The organism is Anaerohalosphaeraceae bacterium (assembly GCA_035378985.1).
Lineage (GTDB): Bacteria > Planctomycetota > Phycisphaerae > Sedimentisphaerales > Anaerohalosphaeraceae > JAHDQI01.
The window spans coordinates 18,597-40,507 of the sequence record DAOSUR010000004.1 but is presented as its reverse complement, the minus strand read 5'-3'; the positions used below and the strand labels follow the sequence as shown (position 1 = coordinate 40,507).

Sequence of the window (21,911 nt, the reverse complement as noted above, 5' to 3'; positions counted from 1 at the left end):
ACTCCGTCTCCTTATCAAGCCAAATCCGCTAACGTTAAACGCTCCAGACGCTCCGCGATGAAATCCCGAATTTCCTTGCAGACCGCCAGCATTTTGGGCTCCTTGCTCAGCGGCGTATTGGCAAAGAAATACTTGCTGACCGATTCCGTCGGAGCCAGCGGCCCGTCCATCAGCCGTACAATCTCCGCAATCGTAATTTCTTTGGCCGGCCGCATCAGTCGATACCCTCCGTTTGTGCCCCGACGCGTCTGAAGATACCGATTCTGCCGCAGCGTCATAAAAAGAAACTCCAAGTACTTTTTGGGAATCTCAAAATGCCGACAGATCTCCTCTATCTTTACAAAAGCCCCTTCCGGCTGCCGAGCCAGGTAAATCAGCGCTAATATCGTATATTCACTTTTCGTGGTTAGTCTCATTATTATATCTTCATTGTCCGGAATGTTCTATCTTGTCTTTCAAGTCTATAGACAAGATAGACAATTAAGCCGCATTTGTCAAGCATTTTCTGAAGATTCATCAATCTGAGTGTCATATTGGTTTTTCTTGACCTTGTTCCTCTTTACCGTTTTAATAGCTCCTGTTTGGTTACGACTACTTTTTTAGGAAAGGAAAAATACAATGAAAATCTCCTCGAGAGCAAAAGCGGTCGCACCTTCGGCCACTCTTGCCGTCACATCGCGAGCCAAAGAAATGAAAGCCCAAGGTCTGGATGTCCTCAGTTTCGGTGCAGGAGAACCGGACTTTGATACCCCACAATTCATTAAAGATGCGGCTGTCGAATCCCTCAAAAAAGGACAAACCAAATACACCCCTGCCGCAGGCATTATGGAGCTGCGCAAGGCAATCGCAGACAAACTGCTGAAAGAAAACAACTTACAGTACACACCGGAGCAGATTATAGTCAATCTCGGCGCTAAACATTCCGTCTATATGGCTATGCAGGCCGTTTTAGACCCCGGCGATGAAGTGCTCCTGCCGGCCCCATATTGGGTCACCTATCCGGAAGCGATTCAGCTGGCCGGCGCCAAACCCGTCATCCTCGAAACCACCGCCAAAACCGAATACAAAATCACCCCCTCCCAGCTGAAATCCGCCATTACCCCCAAAACAGCGATGCTGGTCCTTAACTCTCCGAACAATCCCGGCGGATTTTGCTATACACCGGACGAACTGAAGGCCCTTGCCAAAGTCCTCGAGGGAACAAATGTAATCGTCCTGTCCGATGAGATTTATGAACGTTTGGTCTATGGAAATATGCGATTTGTCAGCTTCGCTTCGCTCAGTCAGGACGCCTACAATCGAACTCTGACCATCAACGGGTTAAGCAAATCCTTCTCGATGACCGGCTGGCGTCTGGGCTATACGGCAGGACCGCTGGATGTCATCAAGGCCATGTCGCGTCTGCAGGACCATATGACCTCCAACGCCGTCACCTTTACGCAATATGCCGCCGTTGCCGCCCTCAAAGATACCTCAGGAGTCGTCGAGAAAATGCGGCAGGAGTTTGAAAAACGGGGAAAACTGATGACCGAACGGCTCAATGCAATCCCCGGTGTGCACTGCGTACCGGCTCAGGGGGCCTTCTATTGCTTCCCGGACGTCTCGGCTCATTACGGTCGTACCATCGGCGGAATGCTTATCAAAGACAGTATGGACTTCGCCAAGGCGCTTCTTGAGCAAAAATTGGTTGCCGTCGTTCCGGGAGGGCCCTTTGGAGCGCCGAAAAATATACGGCTCAGCTTTGCCTGTTCACTGGAACAGATTGAAAAAGGAATTGACCGGATTCGGGAATGGCTTTCATAAAGGAAATCCGTCCCATTCTATCGATAGAGTCAGAACAACTTGATCAAACTGCACAGCCCCTCTGGATGCGTTTCTGGATAACCGCCGTTGTGCTGGTTGGGCTGGCGGTGTTCGGCATCTACAGCGCTACCCATATGGTGGCCGCAGGCGATACCTGGGTCGCACTGGCTTGCGGAAGACACTTTGCCGAACACGGTGTCGATACCGTCGAACCCTTCAGTTTCAATTCCCATCCGGCAGGCCCGACGGCGGAAGACATCCAAAAATGGCCGCGCTGGGCTCAAATCCTCTGCAAACCCTTTTCTCTCGAAACCATCCAAAAATGGCACCCAACCGGATGGATTAACCAAAACTGGCTCACCCACCTGCTTTTTTATAAATTGGTGACCTTTTCCGCTCCCCCCGACACATATGAATACAACCGGCTGGTGTACTGGAAATTCGCTCTGTACATCCTGACGGCCTTTGCCGTTTACGGCGTAAGCCGGGTTTTAGGCGTCGGCCCTGCCCTGTCTCTTTTGGCCGCCTGTTTCGGTTTGGTCGTCGGACGAACCTTTTTCGATATTCGACCGGCAGGATTTTCAAACTTCCTAACCCCCGTCTTCTTCCTCATTCTTGCCCTCTCCGTCTATCGCAATATCCATTTCATCTGGCTGCTGGTTCCTTTGGTGGTCTTCTGGGCCAACGTCCACGGCGGGTATATTTACGTCTCTGTCATGCTCGTACCGTTCCTCGGAATCCACCTGCTGGGAGCCCTGCCGAAAAAATGGAGCTTTGCACTCGGACTAATCGGCCTCTGGTGGGTTCTTTACCTGCTCAGCCACCAGTTTCTGACGCATGAGGACTACGCCCTCATCGCCGGTGTCAATCGTCTGACTCCGCAGACACCCTCCTTTTTCCGGAATGGGTATGTCGTCTTTCTGTTTATTCTGTCCCTCCTTGGAATAGGAACACTTTTTCTGCCTCCTTCCTTTAAAGGGGCCTTTTACCTGTTTTTCACCATCGGTACGCTGGCGGTCTTTTTTATCCTGTTTCTGCGAATGCAGATTCAGATTCCGTACGACCGAATCGCCCCCGCTTACCACGAACGTTTTCGCTTTTTCATCCAGTCCTCTCAAGGGCGATATGGTTTTGTCTTCCTAACCGGCATCCTGTTTGTCTGGCTGACCGCTTGGAAGAAGAACCTTTTGGTTCTCCTTCCTGCCGCACAAATTGCAGAAACCGCCGCAGCGGCTGCTGTTTCCTTTCTTGCCATGCTGCTGCTGAACCCGTTCCGCTTGACCAACCTTACCCACACCTTCGAAATCAGCATCAGCAAACACGCCGAATCCTGGCGGCAGGTCAACGAATGGCGTCCGGCCTTCGACTGGCTGGACAAGACCCGCACCACCCCCAATCCGGTCGGCGAGGAAGAGGCCTTTGCCGTTCTCTGTATCCTGACAGCAATTGTCTTCCTAATCTGGCTGGCCGTGTATTTCTTCCGCCCTCGCCAACCCAGTGTCTCAAAAACCCAATCCAAATCCTCCCGAATGCCGGAACCGGTCGAAATCCTCAAGATTGACCTGGCACTCTGGACATTGGCGGCACTGACCCTGTATATGGCCGTCCAGTCCCGCCGTTTTATTGCCGTAGCTGGTTCGGGCGTCTGCCCCTTCGTCGCCCATTTGCTCTCTCAAATCGGACGAAAAATCGGCGCACTTTCCAAAGAGAAAAATCTTTGGACCGTTTTGAAACAGCCGAAAATCCAGACGGCAGGATGGGCGGCCCTCACCTTCATTCTGATTGGACTGATGCTCTATTGGGGGCTTCTGTATAAGCGAATTTACCTCGACCCCTGGCCCAATGACCCTGTCCGCAACTCCCTGTTTATGCGGATGACGGCGTCCAACGTCAAGCCCTTTGAAGTCTGCGATTTCATCAACGGCAATCACCTTCAGGGACGAATGTTTAATTACTGGACCGAAGGCGGCGCCCTGGCGTTCGGCCAAAACCCTGATGAGAAAACCGGCCGCATCCCCCTGCAGCTTTTTATGGACGGCCGGGCTCAGGCGGCTTACAACCACGACAAATACGAATATTGGCAGCTCATTTTTTCCGGCGGTCCGGAAGCCGTCAAAAGCGGCGGTCAAAAGCTCAACTACGCCTCCATCGGCGAATGGATCAGCCGCGAATTGCGGAAAAACAACGTCTGGATTATCTCCATGCCGACCCATCAGGCCTCGACTGTTTTTATGCAGGCGATCCTTCGTTCCCCCGACTGGAAAATCGTTTACCTGGACACATGCCAACAGCTCGTGGCCGACCTCCAAACCCCTCAGGGCAAAGAGCTGGCCGAAGCCATTCTGGCCCAAAAGGCCTTCTTCCCCGACGAGCTATCCAGACACTTAAGTACCGCGATGCTGATTTTAGAGACCCAAAACGCCTCTTTCCTGACGCAAATGACTGAACACGCCGCACAGGCCTTTCGGATGCGTCCTTGTGCCTCTTCCTATATGGTGCTTCAAAATGCAATGCAGTGGCCGCCGTTCCGGGAGCAGGGCAGACAAATCATCAAAGACTTCTTTGAAGACATCTGCCGCCGTCGAGATGAACTGAAAAACCAGTCCGGCTCCGCAGAACTCCTGACCGTCGCCGGCTTCGCTGCGGATTATCTGGCCAAATCAGAACCGGAACAACGAAACCGTTACCGTCAATTCCAGCAGGAATTTCGACTGGAAGCAGACCGATTGATGAGACAGGCAGTCTGGTAATATGAGTGCTCAACCCACCCCATCATCCGCCGCATCTTCGTTCCGCTCCATCAGCGTCTTTTTCCCCTGCTTCAACGAGCGGGAAAATCTCGAACCGCTGGTGCGTCAGGCCCTTGATGTGCTCGGCAAAATGGGGCTGGATTATGAAATCATCATCGTCGATGACGGCAGCACAGACGGAACCGGGGCGCTGGCGGACGCATTAGCCGCCGAAAACCCGCGCATCAAAGTCATTCATCATCCCGTCAACAAAGGATACGGCGCCGCCCTTCAAAGCGGCTTCCGTGCCGCCTCCAAAGAGCTGGTCTTCTATACCGACGGCGACCGCCAGTTCGACCTCAATGAACTGCCGCCGCTTTTGCCCCTCATCGAACAATATGACATTGTCAGCTGCTATCGTATGAACCGTCAGGAAGGGTGGATTCGCCGTTTCAACGGCTTCGCATGGACCCGCTTGGTCTGCCTGCTGTTCCATCTGAAACTGAAGGACATTGACTGCTCTTTCAAGCTCTACAGACGAAAAATCTTTGACGGGATGCCTTTGGTCAGCACCGGCGCCCTGATTGACACAGAAGTGCTTGCCAGAGCCGCCCGAAAAGGATATACCATCAAACAGGTGGGTGTGCACCACTATCCCCGGCGGGCCGGAAAAGCCACCGGCGCGAAACTGCGGGTTATTGCCAGGGCCTTTTATGAATTATTCAAACTTCGTAAAACCATCTTAAAACAACAGCCATGAAGGTGTACCGAGACCAGTCGTTTATTCGTCCGGACCTGCAGGCCCATCTCTACTCCGAGCGGCTGCTGGACAACGTCAGGGCCCTGCGGGGACTTTGTGCGCCGTCAACCCGGTTTTGTGCCGTCGTAAAAGCCAACGCCTACGGCCACGGCATCCGTGAAGTCGTCAATATTCTCAAAAACGGCCCGGTCGATTTCTTCGCCGTCGCCACCTTCTATGAAGCCCTGCACATTCGCCCTCTGGTCCACCGCCAGTCTATCCTGATTCTCGAACCGATTCATCCTGCCCAGCCCGCCGAGCAAATCCGCGCCTGTGCCGCCGCCGGCTTTCACTGCGTCCTGGCCTCTCTGGAAGGACTTGACTGGGCGGCAAGAGCTCTGGCCGGTACGGACCGCATCCTGCCGGTGCACCTGAATATCGAAACCGGTATGGGACGTTGCGGAATGCCGCCGGAAGAAGCCGCCGCCCTCCTGACCCGCCTGCGCAGCCAGACCATGCTTCGGCTGGCAGGGGTCTTTACCCATTACGCAACCGCTGACGAAGACAACATCAGCTTCGCCTGGGAGCAGCACAGACGCTTCGAGGCGTTTTTGCAGGAACATCGGCTCAAAGACCGTCCGGATTTGCTCATTCATTCCTGCAACAGCGCCGCCACACTCAAAATGCCGCCGGCCCATTATACGATGGTTCGATGCGGCATCTCGATGTACGGATACTACTCCAGGCCGATGAGCCAACCCCCAATCCCCCTCAAACCCGTCCTGAAGCTTCAGGCGCCGCTGACCCTGATTAAAACAATCAAAGCCGGAGAATCCGTCGGGTACGGCCGGTCTTTCATTGCCAAACGCGACACCCTGGCGGCCATCGTCCCGCTCGGATATGCCGACGGATACCGCCGCGCCTTTTCCAACAAGGCCGTGATGAAACTGGGCGACCATTTCATCCCCGTCATCGGCAGAGTCTGCATGGATCAGCTGATTGTGGACGTCACGGATGTCCCCAATGTCCAGACCGGCCAAATGGTCACCGTAATTGATGATGACCACCAGTCTCCCTGCGGAGTCTATGCTTTGGCGGAACTGGCGGATACTATCTGCTATGAAATCCTTACAATGATACACGCTCACGTAAACCGAATTGTCCATTAAAGGCCTCCGATATGACCTCTTCCGAGCAGCAAGGTTCCAATCTGTTCGTGTACGGCTCCCTTCGGGAACCTTCCATCTTTGAATCCGTCTGCGGCTTGAGTTTTACCCTCAAACCCTCCCGTGTTCAGCCCGGCCATACCCTTTTTGCGGAACTGGCGATACTGAACGGCTACCGGCGGGTCAGCCCCGACAACGTTTATTTCTATGCCATCCCTGAGCCAACGGCCAAAATCGAGGGGTTTGTCATTTACAACCTGCCCGAGGAAGCCCTGCGGGAAATCGACCGCTACGAAGGCAAACTCTACGAACGTGAAACCGTTACCGTCAATACTGCCAGCGGCCCTGTCCAGGCCTTTGCGTACCTGGCCAGCCCGAAATCCATGAAAAAAAAGTTCGGCGACCGCTTCCATGTCAATCTCATCCACGAATTATGGCTTCGAAGACGAATCGAACGCTTCTTTGAAACCCATACACGCCCCGGCGAAGAGTCGATGGACGCCGACATTGAGCGGCGGGCCCGTCGGGAACTGCTCGGCACAACGGAGCGGGACCTGGTCATCACCCACCTCGGACGGGCCGCCGTCAGCGATTACACCCTCGAACAGGAGCTCAGCCGTCCGATTCCCTCTATCCGGCATCTCTACAGTAATCCCGCTGTAAAACCTTATTTCGAAAACTACATCCATCTGGTCGTCAAACAAGTCCTGCTCAACCAGTTCGAATGGCATCTCTACCATCGATTCCGGTTTGAACTGAACCGCCTCTGTCCCAATCGCCGCTACTATACCCGCATTTTGAGTATTCTGATTGCTTTGCGGATGATTAATGCCAACGCATCCGTCGTGAATCTCGTCCTTCGCCGCTGTCTCGAAACCCTGCCGGCCGACGGAACGTATGATTTGATTGACTATGTCAAATACGGCGTACAGGCCGCGGACAACATCTTCGATGCACGAGTCGCCCGAAGCGAAATCTCCCGAATCCGGCAAAATCTTCAGCCCGGACTGGTTCCGATGGGAGCGGAGATGGAATTAAGCAATCTCGGCTACCGCGCCGTTGCAAAAAACATCGAAAACGAGGACCCTGTTTTTGACGGATTCCGCTATTTCTCCGATTTTGCCCTCGATGTGCTCAGCTGGAAACTCGGCGGATACATCGATAATCATTCCGGAGAACCCGTACCGGGCATTCGCGGTTTTCTTGAATTAGCCCCCGGGCGGCTCAACATCCTCGGAGAGATTTCCAAACCCGCTACGGACGACCCCTGGGTTCTCAATCAGCTGATTCGGGAGACCGCTTCCTTCTACCCCGCTCGTCCTCACAGTCTTCACCTGTCCTTCCAGCTCCGGCGCTATCAGATTGGGAAGCAGACCCTCCTGCCGATGGGGTTTGTCCAATGCCTGCTGGCCATGGGCGGAGGCGTCCGGAAAGAAGGAAACCGGATATGGATTTCCCGAATGGAGCACGATGAAATTATTCGCTATCGCCCCACCGAGGAACTCGTCTTTGCCCAAACCAGCAGAAGGCGATGGCGGCTGGACGACCCATATCTCGAAGAAGGCCGCTGCGCCTCTGAACCCGCCTATGTTCAGCAGTACAAATTCATTCGTCTGGACCCGCAAATCAATTATGAACCCCTCATTCTGGCCCTGAAAGGAATCCAGTTATCGATCAACCCGGGAGACTACCTGACCGCTGAACAGATGGCCGCCAGTCCGAAACTCCGGCAGGAATATGCAGACCTTAAGGCCTGGGCGGCTCGGCCTGACCCCATTGACGAAAAAACCAAACAGGCCTTTCTGGGTGCCGTTTATGACGGCCTGATGCACGAACGCCACCTCCGCCCCTACCACAAACAGCACTATATCGAATGGGCGATGGAGGCAATCAATACCCAGATTCAGAACTTTAACGAACTGGTCGAAAAAACCCGCACCCAGCCCTCTGCAGAGGCCTCTACAAAACAGATTTAAGTTTTTCAACAAGGGCCTTGACCCGCCCCACGGAGGCGTCAAATGCCTTCTGCTCCTCTTCGGTCAGGTCAAACTCCATCACCTTTTCGACCCCTCCGGCCCCGAGTACAGCCGGCACACCGACAAACGCCCCGCCCACCCCATATTCCTTCTCACAATAAGCACAGCAGCACAGCAGAGCCTTCTCATCCCGGAGAATGGCCTCCGCCATTCGGACAGCCCCGGCCGCAGGGGCATAATAAGCACTGGTTCCAAGAAGGTTGACAATCTCAATCCCCCCATTCCGCGTCCGTTCAACCAGTTTTTGAATCGTTGAGGCATCCATCAGCTGCGTCAAAGGGACTCCCCCGACCGTTGTATAGCGCGGCAGCGGCACCATATCATCGCCGTGCCCGCCCAGCAGAATGCCGGAAACCTGACTGACGGAGACATTCAGCTGTTCGGCAATAAACGCGGCAAACCGGGCTGAATCGAGAACACCGGCCATTCCCATCACCCGTCTGTGTTCAAATCGGCTCACGGCAGCCGCCGCATACACCATCGCATCGAGCGGATTGCAGACCACAATGATGAAAGCATTCGGACTGGTGCGGACAATCTGCTGGGTTACGCTTCGAACAATCTCAGCATTTTTGAACAGAAGGTCGTCGCGGCTCATTCCCGGCTTGCGGGGCAGACCGCTGGTAATAATGACGATATCGCTTCCGGCGGCCGCATCCCAATCGGTTGTTCCGCGGATACGACCGGCAAATGAATAAACCCCCGCCGACTGGGCCATATCCAGGGCCTTGCCTTCCGCCAGCCCGGGAACAATATCCACCAAAACAATGTCCCCTACGTTACGGCTGGCTGCAATAAACGCCGCTGTTGCCCCCACATTTCCCGCACCCACAATGGTTATTTTCGCTCTCACAATCCATTTCCTCTCTATAATGTTCAGTTTGGTCAATCAATCGGCCCGTTATTATAAAGCACGAACAGAGGAATACAAGCACACGCCCTTAACGCCGCCCGCTGTCGGAAGCTGGACACCATTTCGTCAGCCATTTTTTCTTCATTCTTAATTCGGAATTCTTCCTTTCTTCAATCCGTATTCATCCTGTAAATCCGCGGTTAACAGTCCCCACAACCCGCTTCTGACTGGAACTTTTTTTTTCCGCCGGTATAGTACAGACCTATGAACGAACTGCTCAAACAATTGATTCAGGCCGCACCGACGGCCGACAACGGGGAACGCAGGGCCGCCGAGGTACTCGTCCAGTATTTCCGCACCCACGGCATCGAGGCCTTTGCAGACATCTGGAACGAAAACCGGGCCAATGTCATCGCCCGCCTGCCCTCTTCCCGACAAAAACCCGGTCTGCTTCTGGCCGCCCACCTGGATGTGGTGCCGGCTGACCCATCCCAATGGACCTTCGAACCCTTTGCGGGCCTTGAACAAAACGGACACATTTTAGGCCGCGGCGCCGTCGATATGCTCGGGGGCCTGGCCGCTGCCGCCGCGGCACTGGTTGAAATCGCCGCCGCAGGGCTCCCTTTACAGGGCGATGTCGTCCTGGCCGCAACCGCCGGCGAAGAAACCGACAGCTGCGGAGCCAACCGCTTTGTTCAATCCGCCGCCCAATCAATCGGTCCGCTGGCCGGCATCATCCTGCCCGAACCGACAAACTTGAAAATCCTCACCGCCCACCGCGGGCTTCTCTGGCTGCAAATCACTACATACGGCCGCAGCGCCCACGGCTCGATGCCCAAACAAGGCGTCAACGCCATCGAAAAAATGCTTCCGCTGCTCAATCGGCTTTTCGGCTGGTCAATCCCCCAACCTCCGCATCCTCGCCTGGGACCGTGCACAATGAGCATCAACCAGCTCCACGCCGGAACCGCCCCCAACATTGTCCCCGACACCTGCCGGCTGCATCTGGACATCCGCACCCTGCCGGGGCAGCCGCAGCCGTCCGTCATCGAGCAAATCCAAACCTTCCTCGAGGAACAAAAAGCCCGAGACCCAAACTTCCGGGCCGAGATTTCCATCCTCCGCCAATGTGAGGCACTGGAGACTCCGCCGAACAGCCCTTTTGTCCAAACCGTCTGCCGTGCCGTTCAAACCAGCCAGACCGACGTTGCTGTCTTCACAACCGACGGCCCGCATTTCCTCCCGCTGTGCCCGGACATCATCATCTTAGGCCCCGGCAACCCAACCGCCTGCCATAAACCCGACGAATCCGTCAAAATAGACGACTTGGCCGCCGCCCGGCAGATGTATGTCCAAATCATCCGTGCTCTGGCGCAATAAAAAAGGCAAGAGCCAAACGCCTCTTGCCTTTGGATTTCTCTGTGCTTGCACGGCTTTATTCTGCTGTTGCCGTCTTTTCCGCCGGTTTGTATTTGCGCTTCAGCGGCTTGACAACCAGCCCCTGACGAATCGCCTTGGCCGATACCGTAATCCGACAGACCTTGCCGTTGACAACCGCCCGAACCTTTTGTGTATTCGGTTTGAATTTCCGCTTGGTAATGCCGGTGATTTTCCGACCGACACCGCCCAGATATTTGGCCTTACCGCGGCGGGCAATGCTTTGTCCGGTGCTGGTCTTCTTGCCCAGAAAGAAACATTCTCTACCCATACGTTCGCTCCCGAAAATCGCTTGTCCGGCTGATCCGGACGGTTATTCCTTTCTTCCATACTTCCGGTAAAGCCCTACAAATATAGGATTTTCCGGAGTTTTTGCAAGTGTTTTTCACCGTTTTTTTCGAAAACAAATCACAGATTCTCGCCCGACAGTCTTTTTTCTTGATTTCCGCATCGGAATCTTTACCTTTCCCGAATATGCAGAACGAAGCAACTGAAAGGCCCAAAAGAGTCCTGATAACCGGCTGCTCCAGCGGTTTCGGCTTGCTGACTGCCGTCGAAGCCGCCCGAGAGGGGTTCGATGTTGTTGCCACAATGCGCAAGCTCGACAAAGCAGGCCCACTTCTGCAAGCCCTTGAAAAATCGAATCTTACCGTCAAAATCGAGCGGCTGGACATCACAGACCCTGCCTCCATTGAAACGATAGTACAGCAATTCTCACCCATAGATATCCTGATTAACAATGCAGGAATACTGATCGCCGGTTCCTTTCTGGACCTCACCGAGCAGGAATGCGATAAAATCTTTCAAACCAACTACTTCGGACCGGTTCGCCTGACCCGCGCCGTCGTTCCCCAGATGATTCAGCGAAAAAGCGGCCGCATCGTCAACATCGCCTCTCTGGCAGGACTTATCGGTCATCCCTTTAACTCCGCCTACGCCGCCAGCAAACATGCCCTCATCGGCTTTACCCAGTCTATCCGCGTGGAACTGGCCCCCTTCGGCATTGACGTCGTCTCCGTCGAGCCCGGCTATCACAAAACCGAAATCATCGGAGCCAACGCCAATCAGGCCGAGCATTTCTATGACCGAACCAGCCCGATGTTTGAATGGAACCGCGGCTTTCTGAAGGCGATGTTTGAGGAGATTCTCCCCCGTGCCGGCGACCCGCAGCAGGTGGCGGACCTGATTGTCCGCATCATCTCCTGCGAAAAACCAAAGGCCCATTACATCATCGGAAAAGATGCCGCCTTTGCAATGACCTTCAAATCGCTGGGGCTTTGGGGATGGCTCGAAAGACAAATCATTCGGAAAATCCGAAAATACCGCCGGCTTGAAAACCAGCGCGAAGAGGAAAAAAGGAACCGGCGAAAACAATCCGCCTCCATTCGCAAGTAAGGATTTTCATTATGTCGTACCAGCCCGCCGAAAATCGGTATGCAAAAATGGAATACAGGCCCTCCGGCACAAGCGGTCTGCGTCTGCCGGCGCTGTCCCTGGGACTGTGGCACAATTTCGGCGATGTGGACGATTTCCAAACCGCACGCCGAATGATTCTGACGGCCTTTGACAACGGCATCACCCACTTTGACCTGGCCAATAACTACGGCCCGCCGCCCGGCTCCGCCGAACGAAACTTCGGAAAAATCCTCAAGGAAGACCTGGCCGCCTGGCGGGATGAACTAATCGTATCCACCAAAGCGGGCTACTATATGTGGCCGGGGCCCTATGGAGACGGCGGCTCCCGAAAATATCTGATTGCCAGTTTAGACCAGTCTCTCAAGCGGATGGGACTGGACTATGTGGACATCTTCTACTCCCATCGCCCCGACCCCAAAACTCCTCTGGAGGAAACCTGCGCCGCTCTCGACCACATCCTTAAACAGGGAAAGGCCCTGTACGTCGGCTTATCCAATTATCCCGCCGACCAGACCCGCAGGGCTTTTGAATGGCTGCAATCCTGCGGCCGCCGGCTCCTGATTCACCAGCCTAAATATTCGATGCTCGTGCGGGATATTGAAACCAACGGGCTGCTCGAAACCCTCGGCACTCTGGGGGTCGGCTGCATTGCATTCTGTCCTTTGGCGCAGGGACTTTTGACCGACAAATATCTCAAAGACATCCCCGCCGACTCCCGCGCCGCCAAACCGCACGGCTTCCTGAAGAAAGAACAGATTACCGAGGCCCTGCGGACAAAACTGGTCAATCTGAACGAACTGGCCCGCCGCCGCGGACAATCGCTGGCCCAAATGGCTCTCACCTGGGTCCTCCGCGACAGCCGCATTACCTCCGCCCTTATTGGAGCCAGCCGGCCTGAACAAATTCTTGAAAATCTAAAATCTCTGACAGCCCCTCCTTTGACTCAGCCTGAATTGACCGACATTGATACCGTATTGAAAACCCCCTGACCGTTTTCCGTCAGGACTGAATCAGCTTTTCCTCTTTGGCCCCGGCCGCTCCGACACTCTCCAGAAACCGCTTAAGAATCCTGCGTTCCAGCCGGCGAATCTGTCTCGGCTCGTCGGATTCCAGAGGAATCTGACCGCCCGCATAACTCGGGTGCCCCCCGCCGCTCCCCTTTCGGCCGATCATATGACGAATGACCTTATCCGCTCGAGGGGGCTCTGCACTGGTTCGGATGGAAATCAAAAGCCGCCCCTCAAAGAAACCGTAACAAACCGCCCAGTCCGTCGCTTCATCCCGCAAAAGCAAATCTGCCATCTCCCCAATCATATCCGGATTTTCTACCTTCCCCAATCCTGTCACAATTGCGGGGCCGCATACCCGGGCATTGCGAAGCCCGTCACTGAGCGTCTGAAAATAGTTCCGTTCCACTCGGCCTCGCTGAATCTGTCCGAGAATCCGCTTGTTGGCCAGCGGATAAACCGCCATCACCGCATCCAAATCCGCCTGCGTGGTATCTCGCCCGAAGTCCTGAGTATCGGAACGGATGGCATACAAAATCGCCGTCGCCAGCATACTGTCGATTTCAATCCCCGCCGCCTGGAGATACTCATAAAGAATTGTAACCGTCGCTCCATAGCGGCTGCGAATATCCGTAAAGCGGCACTGCCGTGTACTGCGCCGGCATTTATGGTGGTCAATAACAATATCCGGCTCCATTTCTGCCGGAAGGCAGTTATTCCCCGCCCAGGGCTGGGTATCAACCATTGCAATCAAATCATACCCATGAAAATCAATTTCCGAGGCCTCCCGCAAATTGACAGACAAATAATGAATCAGGGCCCGATTTTCCGCTCGTCCGATGCGACCCCCATAAACCAGCGAACACTGAATATCCGCCAGCGAATTGGCCAGTTTCCGCAGCACCATCGCAGATGCAATCGAGTCAGGGTCCGGAGAGTTCTGAAGCACAATCAAAAGGGTCTGATTGCCCTTGAAAATATCCCGAAGAGAAGCAAGTTTTTTTCGCGTTTTCCGAACAGCGGATGAACAGGTGCCCATGAACCGGAAGTCTCCTTACACAAAGCACGGAATCTGCCGAGATTTTTTTCGCGGCTCCACCGGCTGATTGTCTTTCCAGACCCACAGCCGAACGGTCCCATCCGGCTCAATCCGGAGAAAACTGTTTCGAAGCCCGACCCAGCAGCCGCTGTTGCAGTACCAGCCGTTTATCAAAACCGCATGATGAGTATGCCCGGCCACCAGCACATCGTACCCGCTTTCAAGCCGGTCTCGCTGATATAAAGCCAAAATCCCCTTTTCTCGTGCCGGGTCCTGCGCCGGAGTCAAAGACTCCGTCAACCGATGCCGCGGCTGTCGAACTCGGCTCCGCTCCAGCAGATTAACCGAATTATTCCACATCCACAGAAAACTTCGCCCCATCCGCAGCAAAGCCCTTTCACTCAGCCCCCCCGCCGAAAGCAGAGGCGAACCCTTCCGGTCTTCTATCATCCCGCATAGAATGGCCAGCACACGTCCCCACCGGGGCGTTCCATCCCGATTAAATGGGTCCAGTTCATGCCCATGCATAAACTTAAAGCGGCGAGACCCAATCGTCCGCTCAAACGGACGCGTCATCCGCTCAAAGAACGGATGGGCCAGAAGCCCCGTACCGATTAAATCCTCCAAATCTGCATCGTGATTGCCGACAACATAGATTGCCCCCATCCGGGCAAACCGCTCCAAAAAATCCATCCGACGGACAATCACACGCCCCACATTGGCCTGCCAGAACTCAAACAAATCCCCCAAAATGAACAATTCTCCACCCTCTTGCTCCACATAATCTAAAAAGCGACTAAACTGCTCGGCTTTATGGTCCGCCGCAAAGTTATCCCGCGGCCCCCCATCCCCCATATGCAAATCACTCACAACAAAAATAGGTCTCTCTTGGCCCATATCTTTCTCATCTGCCTTCCAGCTAACCTGCCGGCCGACGGAGTAAGGCTTGCTTTCGCTTCTCCGGCGGCAACGGCTTGTCGGCTCGTCTATAATATGGTTTAATCAAAAAAATGACAGCAAAACAACAAGAATTCTCTGTTCTTCTCTACGGTGCCGGTGCCGTTGGGTTGGGAATTGCTTCTTGTCTGCTGAAAACCGGTACTCCAACCACCCTGCTGGCTCGCCCCCACACCGCCGGGCCGCTTCGGCAGGAAGGCCTGGTTCGAAAAGGAATCTTCGGAGAGGCTTTTTTCCCGCCAACTGCTTTCCGCGTCTATGAATCCCTCGAAGAAATCTCGGACAGCCGGTATGATTTTATTCTCGTGTGCACCAAATCCAGCGATACCCTCACGGCGGCGAAAAATTTGTCCGTCCACTCCAAGCTTCTCGCCCCCAACGGCCTGATTGTGCTTTTTCAAAACGGCTGGGGAAACGCAGAAATCTTTGCCGACTTTTTCCCAAAGGAAACGATTTACAATGCCCGTGTAATTACCGGCTTCATTCGTCCCAAACCGAACGTGGTCGAAATCACCGTTCATGCCGATGCCGTTCACATCGGCTCTCTGTTCGGCGAATCGCCCGAGCCGCTCATTCCCCTTTGCCAGGCCGTTTCCGCCGGCGGAATCCCCTGTCAAACAACAACCCAAATCGGCAAAGACCTGTGGGCCAAAATGCTTTACAATTGCGCTCTCAACCCGCTGGGGGCTGTCCTCGATGTTCCTTACGGCAAATTAGCTGAACATCCTTCGACTCGGCACATTATGGACCGGCTGATTGAAGAGACGTTTGATGTAATGCTCGCAGACGGATACCGCACGCATTGGGAGAACGCTGAAGAGTTCAAATCCGCTTTCTACAATCAGATGGTCCCCGCCACAGCCGCACACCGCTCTTCGACGCTGCAGGACCTTAAGGCCGGCAAAAAAACGGAAATCGACGCCTTAACCGGTGCCGTCCTTCGACTTGCTCAAAAACACCGACGTGCCGTTCCCTGCAGCGATTTTCTGTATCATCTGATTGACTTTATCGAATCCCGGAACAATCAGAATCCGCGGAATGATTAGTCCAGCCGAATTCCCCGCTGGTGCAGCCAGTTCTTTAAATCACTCAGTTCCGTATCAAAAATTTCATTGTCGTAGATTTCTTCCAGCTGCTGTATCCGGGCAGCCAGCTCCGGCTGCTGCTGAACCAGTTCTCCGACTTTCCGCTCAAACTCATCGCTGAGTGTTCGTAAATCCTCACAGGTCAGATGCAGTTCAAGCAGTCCGGAAATGCATCGGACGGCTGCCTCCACCGCCCGCGGATTATATCCCTGCAGATAGGCCGGTATCTCCGCCACCAGAACAAACATATCCAAATCGGCCTTGGATGCCCGCCAGGTCAGGTATGTGGCGAACCCCGCCGGCCCTTCATACCGGCTTAATCGAATGCCGATGCGCTGCATTTTGGCCCGAAGGGCAGGTTGAGAAACCGAAGCCGTAAACTTCGGCTCCCGGCTGTGAGGCGTCAGGCCCGCCACGCTGCCGACAAAGAAAATCTGTTTGACGTCAAACCGTTCGCACAAATGAAAAATGCAGTCCGCAAAACACTCCCACCGTAAATTCGGCTCTTTACCGGAAAACAAAATCAGATTGTGCCGCGGTTCGGCAAAAAATGTATTGTTCGGAAAGGAAAAGTCCTCTATCAGACCCTCGTCAATCTTCACATGGGGGCGAAACACACCCGCCACTTCCATAGTCCCCGGCATTTGAAACACATAAAACGGCTCCGGGTCAATCGAAGCAAACGGAACCGCCCCGAGCGTTACCCGCAGATAATCCACCAGCCCCGTGGAGACCTCTCCCCCGTCCATCCAGCCGTCAAAGCCGAGAACCAGGGTCGGTGCCGTCAAGTCCGGATTGTGATAGATGCGAAGCCGTTCTACGCTCATTCCGTCTCCTCACTGTTTCTGACCGTTATTGTAGAGATTTCTTCGACAATCTCCAGCAGAAAATCCGCCCGCTACCGATTCAAATACAGTCGGAGAAAATGCCGAACGGAATCGAAAGCAAACCGCTCCAAATCAATCTCCTCCCGCTTCAGACGCAGAAGACTCCGGATTTCCTCGCGGGCCTCCAATCCGGACCAGTCGGAAACCCGGCAGACAAAGGCCAGGTCTTCCGTGGCATAATGCACCCCTTTATACAAATATCGATTCGGAGCGGACCCGAAATACTCCAGAGAGTCTACCCTCAACCCTGTTTCCTCTTCCACCTCACGCCGAACGGCCTCTTCCGCCGACTCCCCCGGGTCCACAAACCCTCCCGGCAAATCCAGCATTCCCTCTTTGGGCTTGTGGTCACGGACCGTAACCAGCAGCCGGCCCTCTTCGTCTTCAATCAGAGCCACGACTGCCGCCGCCGTATTCAGATAAAACTCCAGCCCGCACTCCGTACACACATATGCGCTCTTTTTATGCACCTTCAGCGCCCGGGCGCTGCAAAGCGGACAGTACAAAAAGACATTCCGATTCTCATAAGCAATCATCCAGTCCATAGGAGAAACTTTCCCAAAGAGAACTCAAAGCCCAAAACCCGCAATCACCGCCCCGCACTGCGGACAGGTTCCATCCTCAATAATATTGCTTTTCACCGTAAATCCAACCCGGTCAATCAAAAGAACCCCGCAGCTGTAGCAATAGGTTGACTCCGCTCGAATCCCCGGAATATTGCCGATATAGACATACCGCAGCCCCGCCTGACGTCCGATGTCATACGCCCGCTCCAGCGTCTTCTGCGGCGTGGCCGCACGGTCTTCCATTCGATACTGCGGATAAAAGCGGCTTACATGCCACGGGACATCTACCGAGGCCTCACGAGCAATAAACTCCGCAATCGCCCTTAACTCCTCATCCGAATCATTCTTGCCCGGAATGACCAGGGTTGTGATTTCCATCCAGATATCCGTCTGACGGGCGATCATCCGAATCGCCTCTTTGACCGGCTCCAGACGTGCCTTGCACAAATCCCGGTAGAACTCTTCCGTAAATGCCTTCAGGTCAATGTTAATTCCATCCAGCCACGGACGGACAAATTCAATCGCCTCCGGACTCAAAAAACCATTGCTCACAAAAACATTGGCCAGCCCCATCTGTTTGGCCAGCTGGGCGGTTTCGGCACACAGCTCCATAAACACCGTCGGTTCCGTATAGGTATAGGCAATGCTCGAACAATGGCTTCGCACCGCCGCATCCACAATGGCCTTCGGGGAATAATAAGTACCCTCAATCAAATCATTCTGCGGCATCTGACTGATTTGCCAGTTTTGGCAAAAAACGCATTGAAAATTGCATCCGGGAGCTGCGATAGAAAAACTTTTTGAACCCGGCTGAAAATGAAAGAGCGGTTTCTTCTCAATCGGGTCCGGATTGGCCGCGCAGAGTTTGTCATAATTCAGGGACACGAGCACACCGTTGATATTTTTTCGCACTCGGCAGCGGCCCGTCTGTCCAAGCGGAATCCGACAGCGCCACGCACAAAGTCGGCACTGAACCGCCCCCCCGCTTTCCCCCTCCCACAAAACCGCACGCTTGTACAACTCCTGATGGTGCTCCATATTTTGCCCCTTTCCGGGGTTCCTTATTATCCCCTTTTCATTTTAGGGATTTTTCCGGATAGTGCAAACGCGTTTTTTGCCAAAAGACTTCCGTCTTTACCTTCCGTACTCCCAAAAAAGTTTGATGGGGTGCAGCGTTTTGCACCCCGTGAGGTGTTCAATCTGCATCGCACAAGCAGCACATTCCGTCAAAACAATATCCGGATTAATCTGCTCAATTTTCTTTTTCAATAATTCCCCGATGGCTTCGGACAGCTTGGCTTTTTTGCTTTGCATCCCCGCCGTTCCCGCCAGCCCGCAGCAGCCCCCATTCAGATTGACGACCTTCAACCCCAAACGGTCCAGCAAATCCACTGTATCCGACGGCTGCCGCAGCGATTGCAGATGACAAGGTGCATGGTAAGCATATCGAACCGTCCGGCACGCATCCGACAGCCGAATCAACCCCCACCCGCGATGCTCCAGAATCCGGCGGATATAGTCCATCAGCTCCCACGTATGGTCGGCCAGCAGCGCAGACTCCTGCGACTGGATAAGATATTTCATCTCCTCTTTCAGACACAGGGCCGCACTCGGTTCTGAACAAACCACTTCATACCCCCTTTGAACCAGCGGCGCAAGCTGTTTCAAATTGTATTCCAAATCCCGGCGGGCGGCGTGGAGATTTCCGTACACATACGCCGGCAGCGGTGCAGGCCTCTGCAAAGGAATCTCGACCTGCACACCCAGTTTCTCCAAAACCTCTACAACCGCAAACCCGAGGGAATGGTCATTCCAGTTGGCAAAGCTGTCCACAAAATAGGCCGCTTTTTGCGAGAAATCTGCTGAAGCAGCGGGCTTGCGAAACCGCCGCACTTTTCGAATAAAACTTCCCCTCTCAAACTTCGGAAACGGCCGATGCCGGTCCAGTCCTATCGTCTTCTCCATCAGCAGGCGGCTCAGCGGCAACTGAAGAATCCAATTGCTTAGCGGAGCGAACGCAGCCGCCAGCATGCTCAAAAGACGATTGTGTGAAAGCACTGTTTCCGCCGTCGAAAAACCGAGCTTGCGGGCAATCTGAGCCCGTGCCTCCACAATCAGTTTGGATACATCCACCCCTGCCGGACACTGAACCGAACACATCTTGCAGTTCACACAAAGGGACAATACCTCTCGAAGCCCCTGTGCGTCATACGTGCCGATGTCAGAAGGAAGCCCTGCCGCCGACCGAAGCAGATTGGCTTTGGCTCGGCTGGAAGCCAGCTCTTCATTGACAGCCCGAAAAACCGGACACATCCGTACCCCTTCCGTGCGGGCCAGGCAAACCCCGCATCCGCTGCACTGTTCGGCCTCAAATCGAAACTCATCCGGCCCCAGCAGCAAAGCAGTCTTCGCTTCCAGATTTCTTCCCGGAAGACGCAAACGGCGAACCATTACATCAGGGTCCTCATTCAGAATCTTGCCGGGGTTCAGCAGGCCTTCCGGGTCAAAAATCCGTTTGATACCCTTGAGCAGTTCATAATAGGCCTCCCCGTATTGCCGTCGAATAAAGGCCGCCCGCACCAAGCCGTCTGCATGCTCCCCGCTGACCGAGCCGCCCATAGACCAGGCCAGTTCGAACACCTCCTGAGCCATGGCCCGCATCTGCTGAACCCCCTCTTCCCTCGACAAATCGATGTACGGGCGAATATGCAGTCCGCCGTCGCCGGCATGCCCGTAATAAGCCATCGCAAGGCCGTATTTGCGCCCGATTTTCTCCAGTCCTGCGATGTATTCATCCAGCCGCACAGGGTCCACGGACACATCTTCAATAAACGGAATCGGATGAGCCGGCCCTTTTTGGCGATTCAGCAAAGGAACGGCATCTTTACGGGCCTTCCAGAGACGCTGCTGTCTTTTCGCATCCAGAACATTCTCCGCCCGAACGGCCAAATCCGCCGCCGCCAGACGTACACGCTCAAGCTTCTCCCGCACCTCGCTTTCGTCCGCACCGGTCATTTCCACCAGTAATGCGGCTGTGCACCCTTCCGGCAAAACATCACGGTATTTCGGATAGGCCTGACGCGCCATTGTCATCAGCGTCTGGTCCATCAATTCACAGGCCGCCGGACCGCAGCGCACAATCAGAGAAATCGCACGGGCCATCGTTTCAAATGACGGAAACTCCAGCTGAATCAGCCCCTTGCATCGGGGAATAGGAACCGTCCGGAGCGTAATTTCCGTAAAAACAGCCAAGGTCCCCTCTGAACCGGCCGTCAGACGTGCCAAATCCACAACTCCGTCGTGAACAATTCCATCGATAGCATACCCGCTTCGGTTTCTTTCCGTTTTGGGCCGAGCTGCTCGAATCACCGACTCTTTTCCCGAAAGCAGCTCAAAACACTGCCTGGCGATTTTCGATTCCGGCCTGCCGTCTTCAGCCGGTTTCATTCCGTTGACCAGCTCAACCGCAGTCCCATCGGCCAGGACAGCCCGAACCCGCTGGACCCAGCGGTCAAAATGACCGTAAACCAATGAATGGGCCCCCGTAGCATTGTTGGCAAGACACCCTCCGATGACGGCCCGGTTTGAACTGGAAGGGTCCGGTCCAATCATCCGCCCATACGAAGCCAGAAAACAATTCAGGTCATCCAGAACAACCCCCGGCTCTACCGTCACCAGTTCTCCGTCTTCACTCACAGACAGAATGCGGTCCATATACCGACGGATATCGATTACAATCCCATCCGTCAAAGATTCCCCCGCCACACCGCTGCCGGCCCCCCTTGCCGCCGCAGTCAATCCGTTCTCTCGGGCATACTGGATAACCCGGCGGATATCCTCCTCGTCTCGAACAGACACCACACATTGCGGAAAGATTTGATAAATGCTCGCATCCGTGCTAAATGCGACGCGGTTATAGATATCGATGTAAACAGTCCCTTTTACAAGACCCGCTAAATCCGAACCGATTTTTTCCGGCTGACTTTTCAAGTGAACCTCCAGCCCAAAAGTGGTTTATTTTGGATATAAGAATACCTTTTCTACGCTCTTTTGCAAACTTTTTGCTTCGAACCGGCTGTTCATTGAGTCCATTTTTTTCACATCCGCAGGAAATTTTTTCTGCTTTTTTAACCAAATCAGCCAACGGGCAATCCGACTTTTATTTTATTATCTCCTGATTTTATAATATCT

At 54.2% G+C, this 21,911-nt stretch carries 18 protein-coding genes; 9 read left to right on the top strand and 9 right to left on the bottom strand.

From position 1 onward, the window contains the following. Nucleotides 1-14: 14 nt before the first annotated feature. Entirely contained in the window at nucleotides 15-416 is a 402-nt protein-coding gene (locus PKY88_04510; protein ID HOQ04455.1) for an Rrf2 family transcriptional regulator, read from the bottom strand. 202 nt (nucleotides 417-618) lie between these two features. Here PKY88_04510 and PKY88_04505 point away from each other — a divergent pair, with 202 nt between their 5' ends. Genes PKY88_04505 through PKY88_04485 form a run of 5 tightly spaced genes read left to right on the top strand, consistent with a single transcriptional unit; the run spans nucleotide 619 to nucleotide 8,413 of the window. Continuing rightward, nucleotides 619-1,803 carry a pyridoxal phosphate-dependent aminotransferase gene (locus PKY88_04505; protein ID HOQ04454.1) on the top strand — a complete coding sequence of 395 codons (1,185 nt, stop codon included), beginning with the start codon at nucleotides 619-621 and terminating at the stop codon, nucleotides 1,801-1,803. Next, nucleotides 1,791-4,553: a hypothetical protein gene (locus PKY88_04500; GenBank protein HOQ04453.1), complete on the top strand. Its 2,763-nt coding sequence runs from the start codon at nucleotides 1,791-1,793 to the stop codon at nucleotides 4,551-4,553. The genes PKY88_04505 and PKY88_04500 overlap by 13 nt, the downstream gene beginning before the upstream one ends. A 1-nt stretch (nucleotide 4,554) precedes the next feature. Further along, nucleotides 4,555-5,292: a glycosyltransferase family 2 protein gene (locus PKY88_04495; GenBank protein ID HOQ04452.1), complete on the top strand. Its 738-nt coding sequence runs from the start codon at nucleotides 4,555-4,557 to the stop codon at nucleotides 5,290-5,292. Further along, nucleotides 5,289-6,440, top strand: coding sequence for an alanine racemase (gene alr, locus PKY88_04490; protein HOQ04451.1), 1,152 nt, complete (start codon nucleotides 5,289-5,291; stop codon nucleotides 6,438-6,440). Before PKY88_04495 ends, alr begins: the two co-directional genes overlap by 4 nt. An 11-nt stretch (nucleotides 6,441-6,451) precedes the next feature. Next, complete coding sequence (locus PKY88_04485) at nucleotides 6,452-8,413, top strand: gamma-glutamylcyclotransferase (GenBank protein ID HOQ04450.1); 1,962 nt, start codon at nucleotides 6,452-6,454, stop codon at nucleotides 8,411-8,413. Here PKY88_04485 and mdh read toward each other — a convergent pair. Then, on the bottom strand, nucleotides 8,397-9,326 hold the full coding sequence (gene mdh / locus PKY88_04480; protein ID HOQ04449.1) for a malate dehydrogenase: 930 nt from the start codon (nucleotides 9,324-9,326) through the stop codon (nucleotides 8,397-8,399). The two genes, PKY88_04485 and mdh, sit on opposite strands and share 17 nt — an antisense overlap. 264 nt (nucleotides 9,327-9,590) lie before the next feature. Here mdh and PKY88_04475 point away from each other — a divergent pair, with 264 nt between their 5' ends. Further along, on the top strand, nucleotides 9,591-10,706 hold the full coding sequence (locus PKY88_04475; protein HOQ04448.1) for a M20 family metallopeptidase: 1,116 nt from the start codon (nucleotides 9,591-9,593) through the stop codon (nucleotides 10,704-10,706). Between the two features lie 55 nt (nucleotides 10,707-10,761). Here PKY88_04475 and rpmB read toward each other — a convergent pair whose 3' ends face one another. Then, the gene (gene rpmB, locus PKY88_04470) at nucleotides 10,762-11,034 is read right to left on the bottom strand and encodes a 50S ribosomal protein L28 (GenBank protein ID HOQ04447.1); all 273 of its coding nucleotides are present in this window, start codon (nucleotides 11,032-11,034) and stop codon (nucleotides 10,762-10,764) included. Nucleotides 11,035-11,237: 203 nt separating this feature from the next. Between rpmB and PKY88_04465 the strand changes: the two genes are divergently transcribed. Both PKY88_04465 and mgrA read left to right on the top strand, forming a co-directional pair. Next, on the top strand, nucleotides 11,238-12,158 hold the full coding sequence (locus tag PKY88_04465) for an SDR family oxidoreductase (GenBank protein ID HOQ04446.1): 921 nt from the start codon (nucleotides 11,238-11,240) through the stop codon (nucleotides 12,156-12,158). Nucleotides 12,159-12,169: 11 nt separating this feature from the next. Continuing rightward, on the top strand, nucleotides 12,170-13,168 hold the full coding sequence (gene mgrA / locus PKY88_04460; protein HOQ04445.1) for an L-glyceraldehyde 3-phosphate reductase: 999 nt from the start codon (nucleotides 12,170-12,172) through the stop codon (nucleotides 13,166-13,168). Between the two features lie 10 nt (nucleotides 13,169-13,178). On the opposite strand, the gene PKY88_04455 is transcribed toward mgrA, so the two are convergent. Next, nucleotides 13,179-14,225: a DHH family phosphoesterase gene (locus PKY88_04455; protein ID HOQ04444.1), complete on the bottom strand. Its 1,047-nt coding sequence runs from the start codon at nucleotides 14,223-14,225 to the stop codon at nucleotides 13,179-13,181. 15 nt (nucleotides 14,226-14,240) lie between these two features. Then, on the bottom strand, nucleotides 14,241-15,122 hold the full coding sequence (locus PKY88_04450) for a UDP-2,3-diacylglucosamine diphosphatase (protein ID HOQ04443.1): 882 nt from the start codon (nucleotides 15,120-15,122) through the stop codon (nucleotides 14,241-14,243). A gap of 113 nt (nucleotides 15,123-15,235) precedes the next feature. On the opposite strand from PKY88_04450, the gene PKY88_04445 reads away from it, so the two are divergent. Further along, the gene (locus tag PKY88_04445) at nucleotides 15,236-16,228 is read left to right on the top strand and encodes a 2-dehydropantoate 2-reductase (protein ID HOQ04442.1); all 993 of its coding nucleotides are present in this window, start codon (nucleotides 15,236-15,238) and stop codon (nucleotides 16,226-16,228) included. Here the strand turns inward: PKY88_04445 and PKY88_04440 are convergent. The 4 genes from PKY88_04440 to PKY88_04425 all read right to left on the bottom strand — a co-directional run bounded on the left by PKY88_04440 (nucleotide 16,225) and on the right by PKY88_04425 (nucleotide 21,710). Further along, complete coding sequence (locus PKY88_04440; GenBank protein HOQ04441.1) at nucleotides 16,225-17,094, bottom strand: PAC2 family protein; 870 nt, start codon at nucleotides 17,092-17,094, stop codon at nucleotides 16,225-16,227. The genes PKY88_04445 and PKY88_04440 overlap by 4 nt on opposite strands. Nucleotides 17,095-17,165: 71 nt before the next feature. Further along, entirely contained in the window at nucleotides 17,166-17,699 is a 534-nt protein-coding gene (locus PKY88_04435; GenBank protein ID HOQ04440.1) for an NUDIX domain-containing protein, read from the bottom strand. 24 nt (nucleotides 17,700-17,723) lie between these two features. Then, nucleotides 17,724-18,758 (bottom strand): AmmeMemoRadiSam system radical SAM enzyme, encoded by a 1,035-nt coding sequence (gene amrS / locus PKY88_04430; GenBank protein HOQ04439.1) that lies wholly within the window; start codon nucleotides 18,756-18,758, stop codon nucleotides 17,724-17,726. Between the two features lie 96 nt (nucleotides 18,759-18,854). After that, complete coding sequence (locus PKY88_04425; GenBank protein ID HOQ04438.1) at nucleotides 18,855-21,710, bottom strand: FAD-linked oxidase C-terminal domain-containing protein; 2,856 nt, start codon at nucleotides 21,708-21,710, stop codon at nucleotides 18,855-18,857. Nucleotides 21,711-21,911: the final 201 nt, after the last annotated feature.

Excerpts from the sequence above, each read along its gene's own strand:
- PKY88_04485 (HOQ04450.1), top strand. The coding sequence starts at position 6,452 with ATGACCTCTTCCGAGCAGCAAGGTTCCAATCTGTTCGTGTACGGCTCC.
- PKY88_04465 (HOQ04446.1), top strand. The coding sequence starts at position 11,238 with ATGCAGAACGAAGCAACTGAAAGGCCCAAAAGAGTCCTGATAACCGGC.
- PKY88_04505 (HOQ04454.1), top strand. The coding sequence starts at position 619 with ATGAAAATCTCCTCGAGAGCAAAAGCGGTCGCACCTTCGGCCACTCTT.
- rpmB (HOQ04447.1), bottom strand. The coding sequence starts at position 11,034 with ATGGGTAGAGAATGTTTCTTTCTGGGCAAGAAGACCAGCACCGGACAA.
- PKY88_04455 (HOQ04444.1), bottom strand. The coding sequence starts at position 14,225 with ATGGGCACCTGTTCATCCGCTGTTCGGAAAACGCGAAAAAAACTTGCT.
- PKY88_04435 (HOQ04440.1), bottom strand. The coding sequence starts at position 17,699 with ATGGACTGGATGATTGCTTATGAGAATCGGAATGTCTTTTTGTACTGT.
- PKY88_04450 (HOQ04443.1), bottom strand. The coding sequence starts at position 15,122 with ATGGGCCAAGAGAGACCTATTTTTGTTGTGAGTGATTTGCATATGGGG.
- alr (HOQ04451.1), top strand. The coding sequence starts at position 5,289 with ATGAAGGTGTACCGAGACCAGTCGTTTATTCGTCCGGACCTGCAGGCC.
- PKY88_04500 (HOQ04453.1), top strand. The coding sequence starts at position 1,791 with ATGGCTTTCATAAAGGAAATCCGTCCCATTCTATCGATAGAGTCAGAA.
- PKY88_04475 (HOQ04448.1), top strand. The coding sequence starts at position 9,591 with ATGAACGAACTGCTCAAACAATTGATTCAGGCCGCACCGACGGCCGAC.
- PKY88_04440 (HOQ04441.1), bottom strand. The coding sequence starts at position 17,094 with ATGAGCGTAGAACGGCTTCGCATCTATCACAATCCGGACTTGACGGCA.
- PKY88_04445 (HOQ04442.1), top strand. The coding sequence starts at position 15,236 with ATGACAGCAAAACAACAAGAATTCTCTGTTCTTCTCTACGGTGCCGGT.
- PKY88_04495 (HOQ04452.1), top strand. The coding sequence starts at position 4,555 with ATGAGTGCTCAACCCACCCCATCATCCGCCGCATCTTCGTTCCGCTCC.
- amrS (HOQ04439.1), bottom strand. The coding sequence starts at position 18,758 with ATGGAGCACCATCAGGAGTTGTACAAGCGTGCGGTTTTGTGGGAGGGG.
- mgrA (HOQ04445.1), top strand. The coding sequence starts at position 12,170 with ATGTCGTACCAGCCCGCCGAAAATCGGTATGCAAAAATGGAATACAGG.
- PKY88_04510 (HOQ04455.1), bottom strand. The coding sequence starts at position 416 with ATGAGACTAACCACGAAAAGTGAATATACGATATTAGCGCTGATTTAC.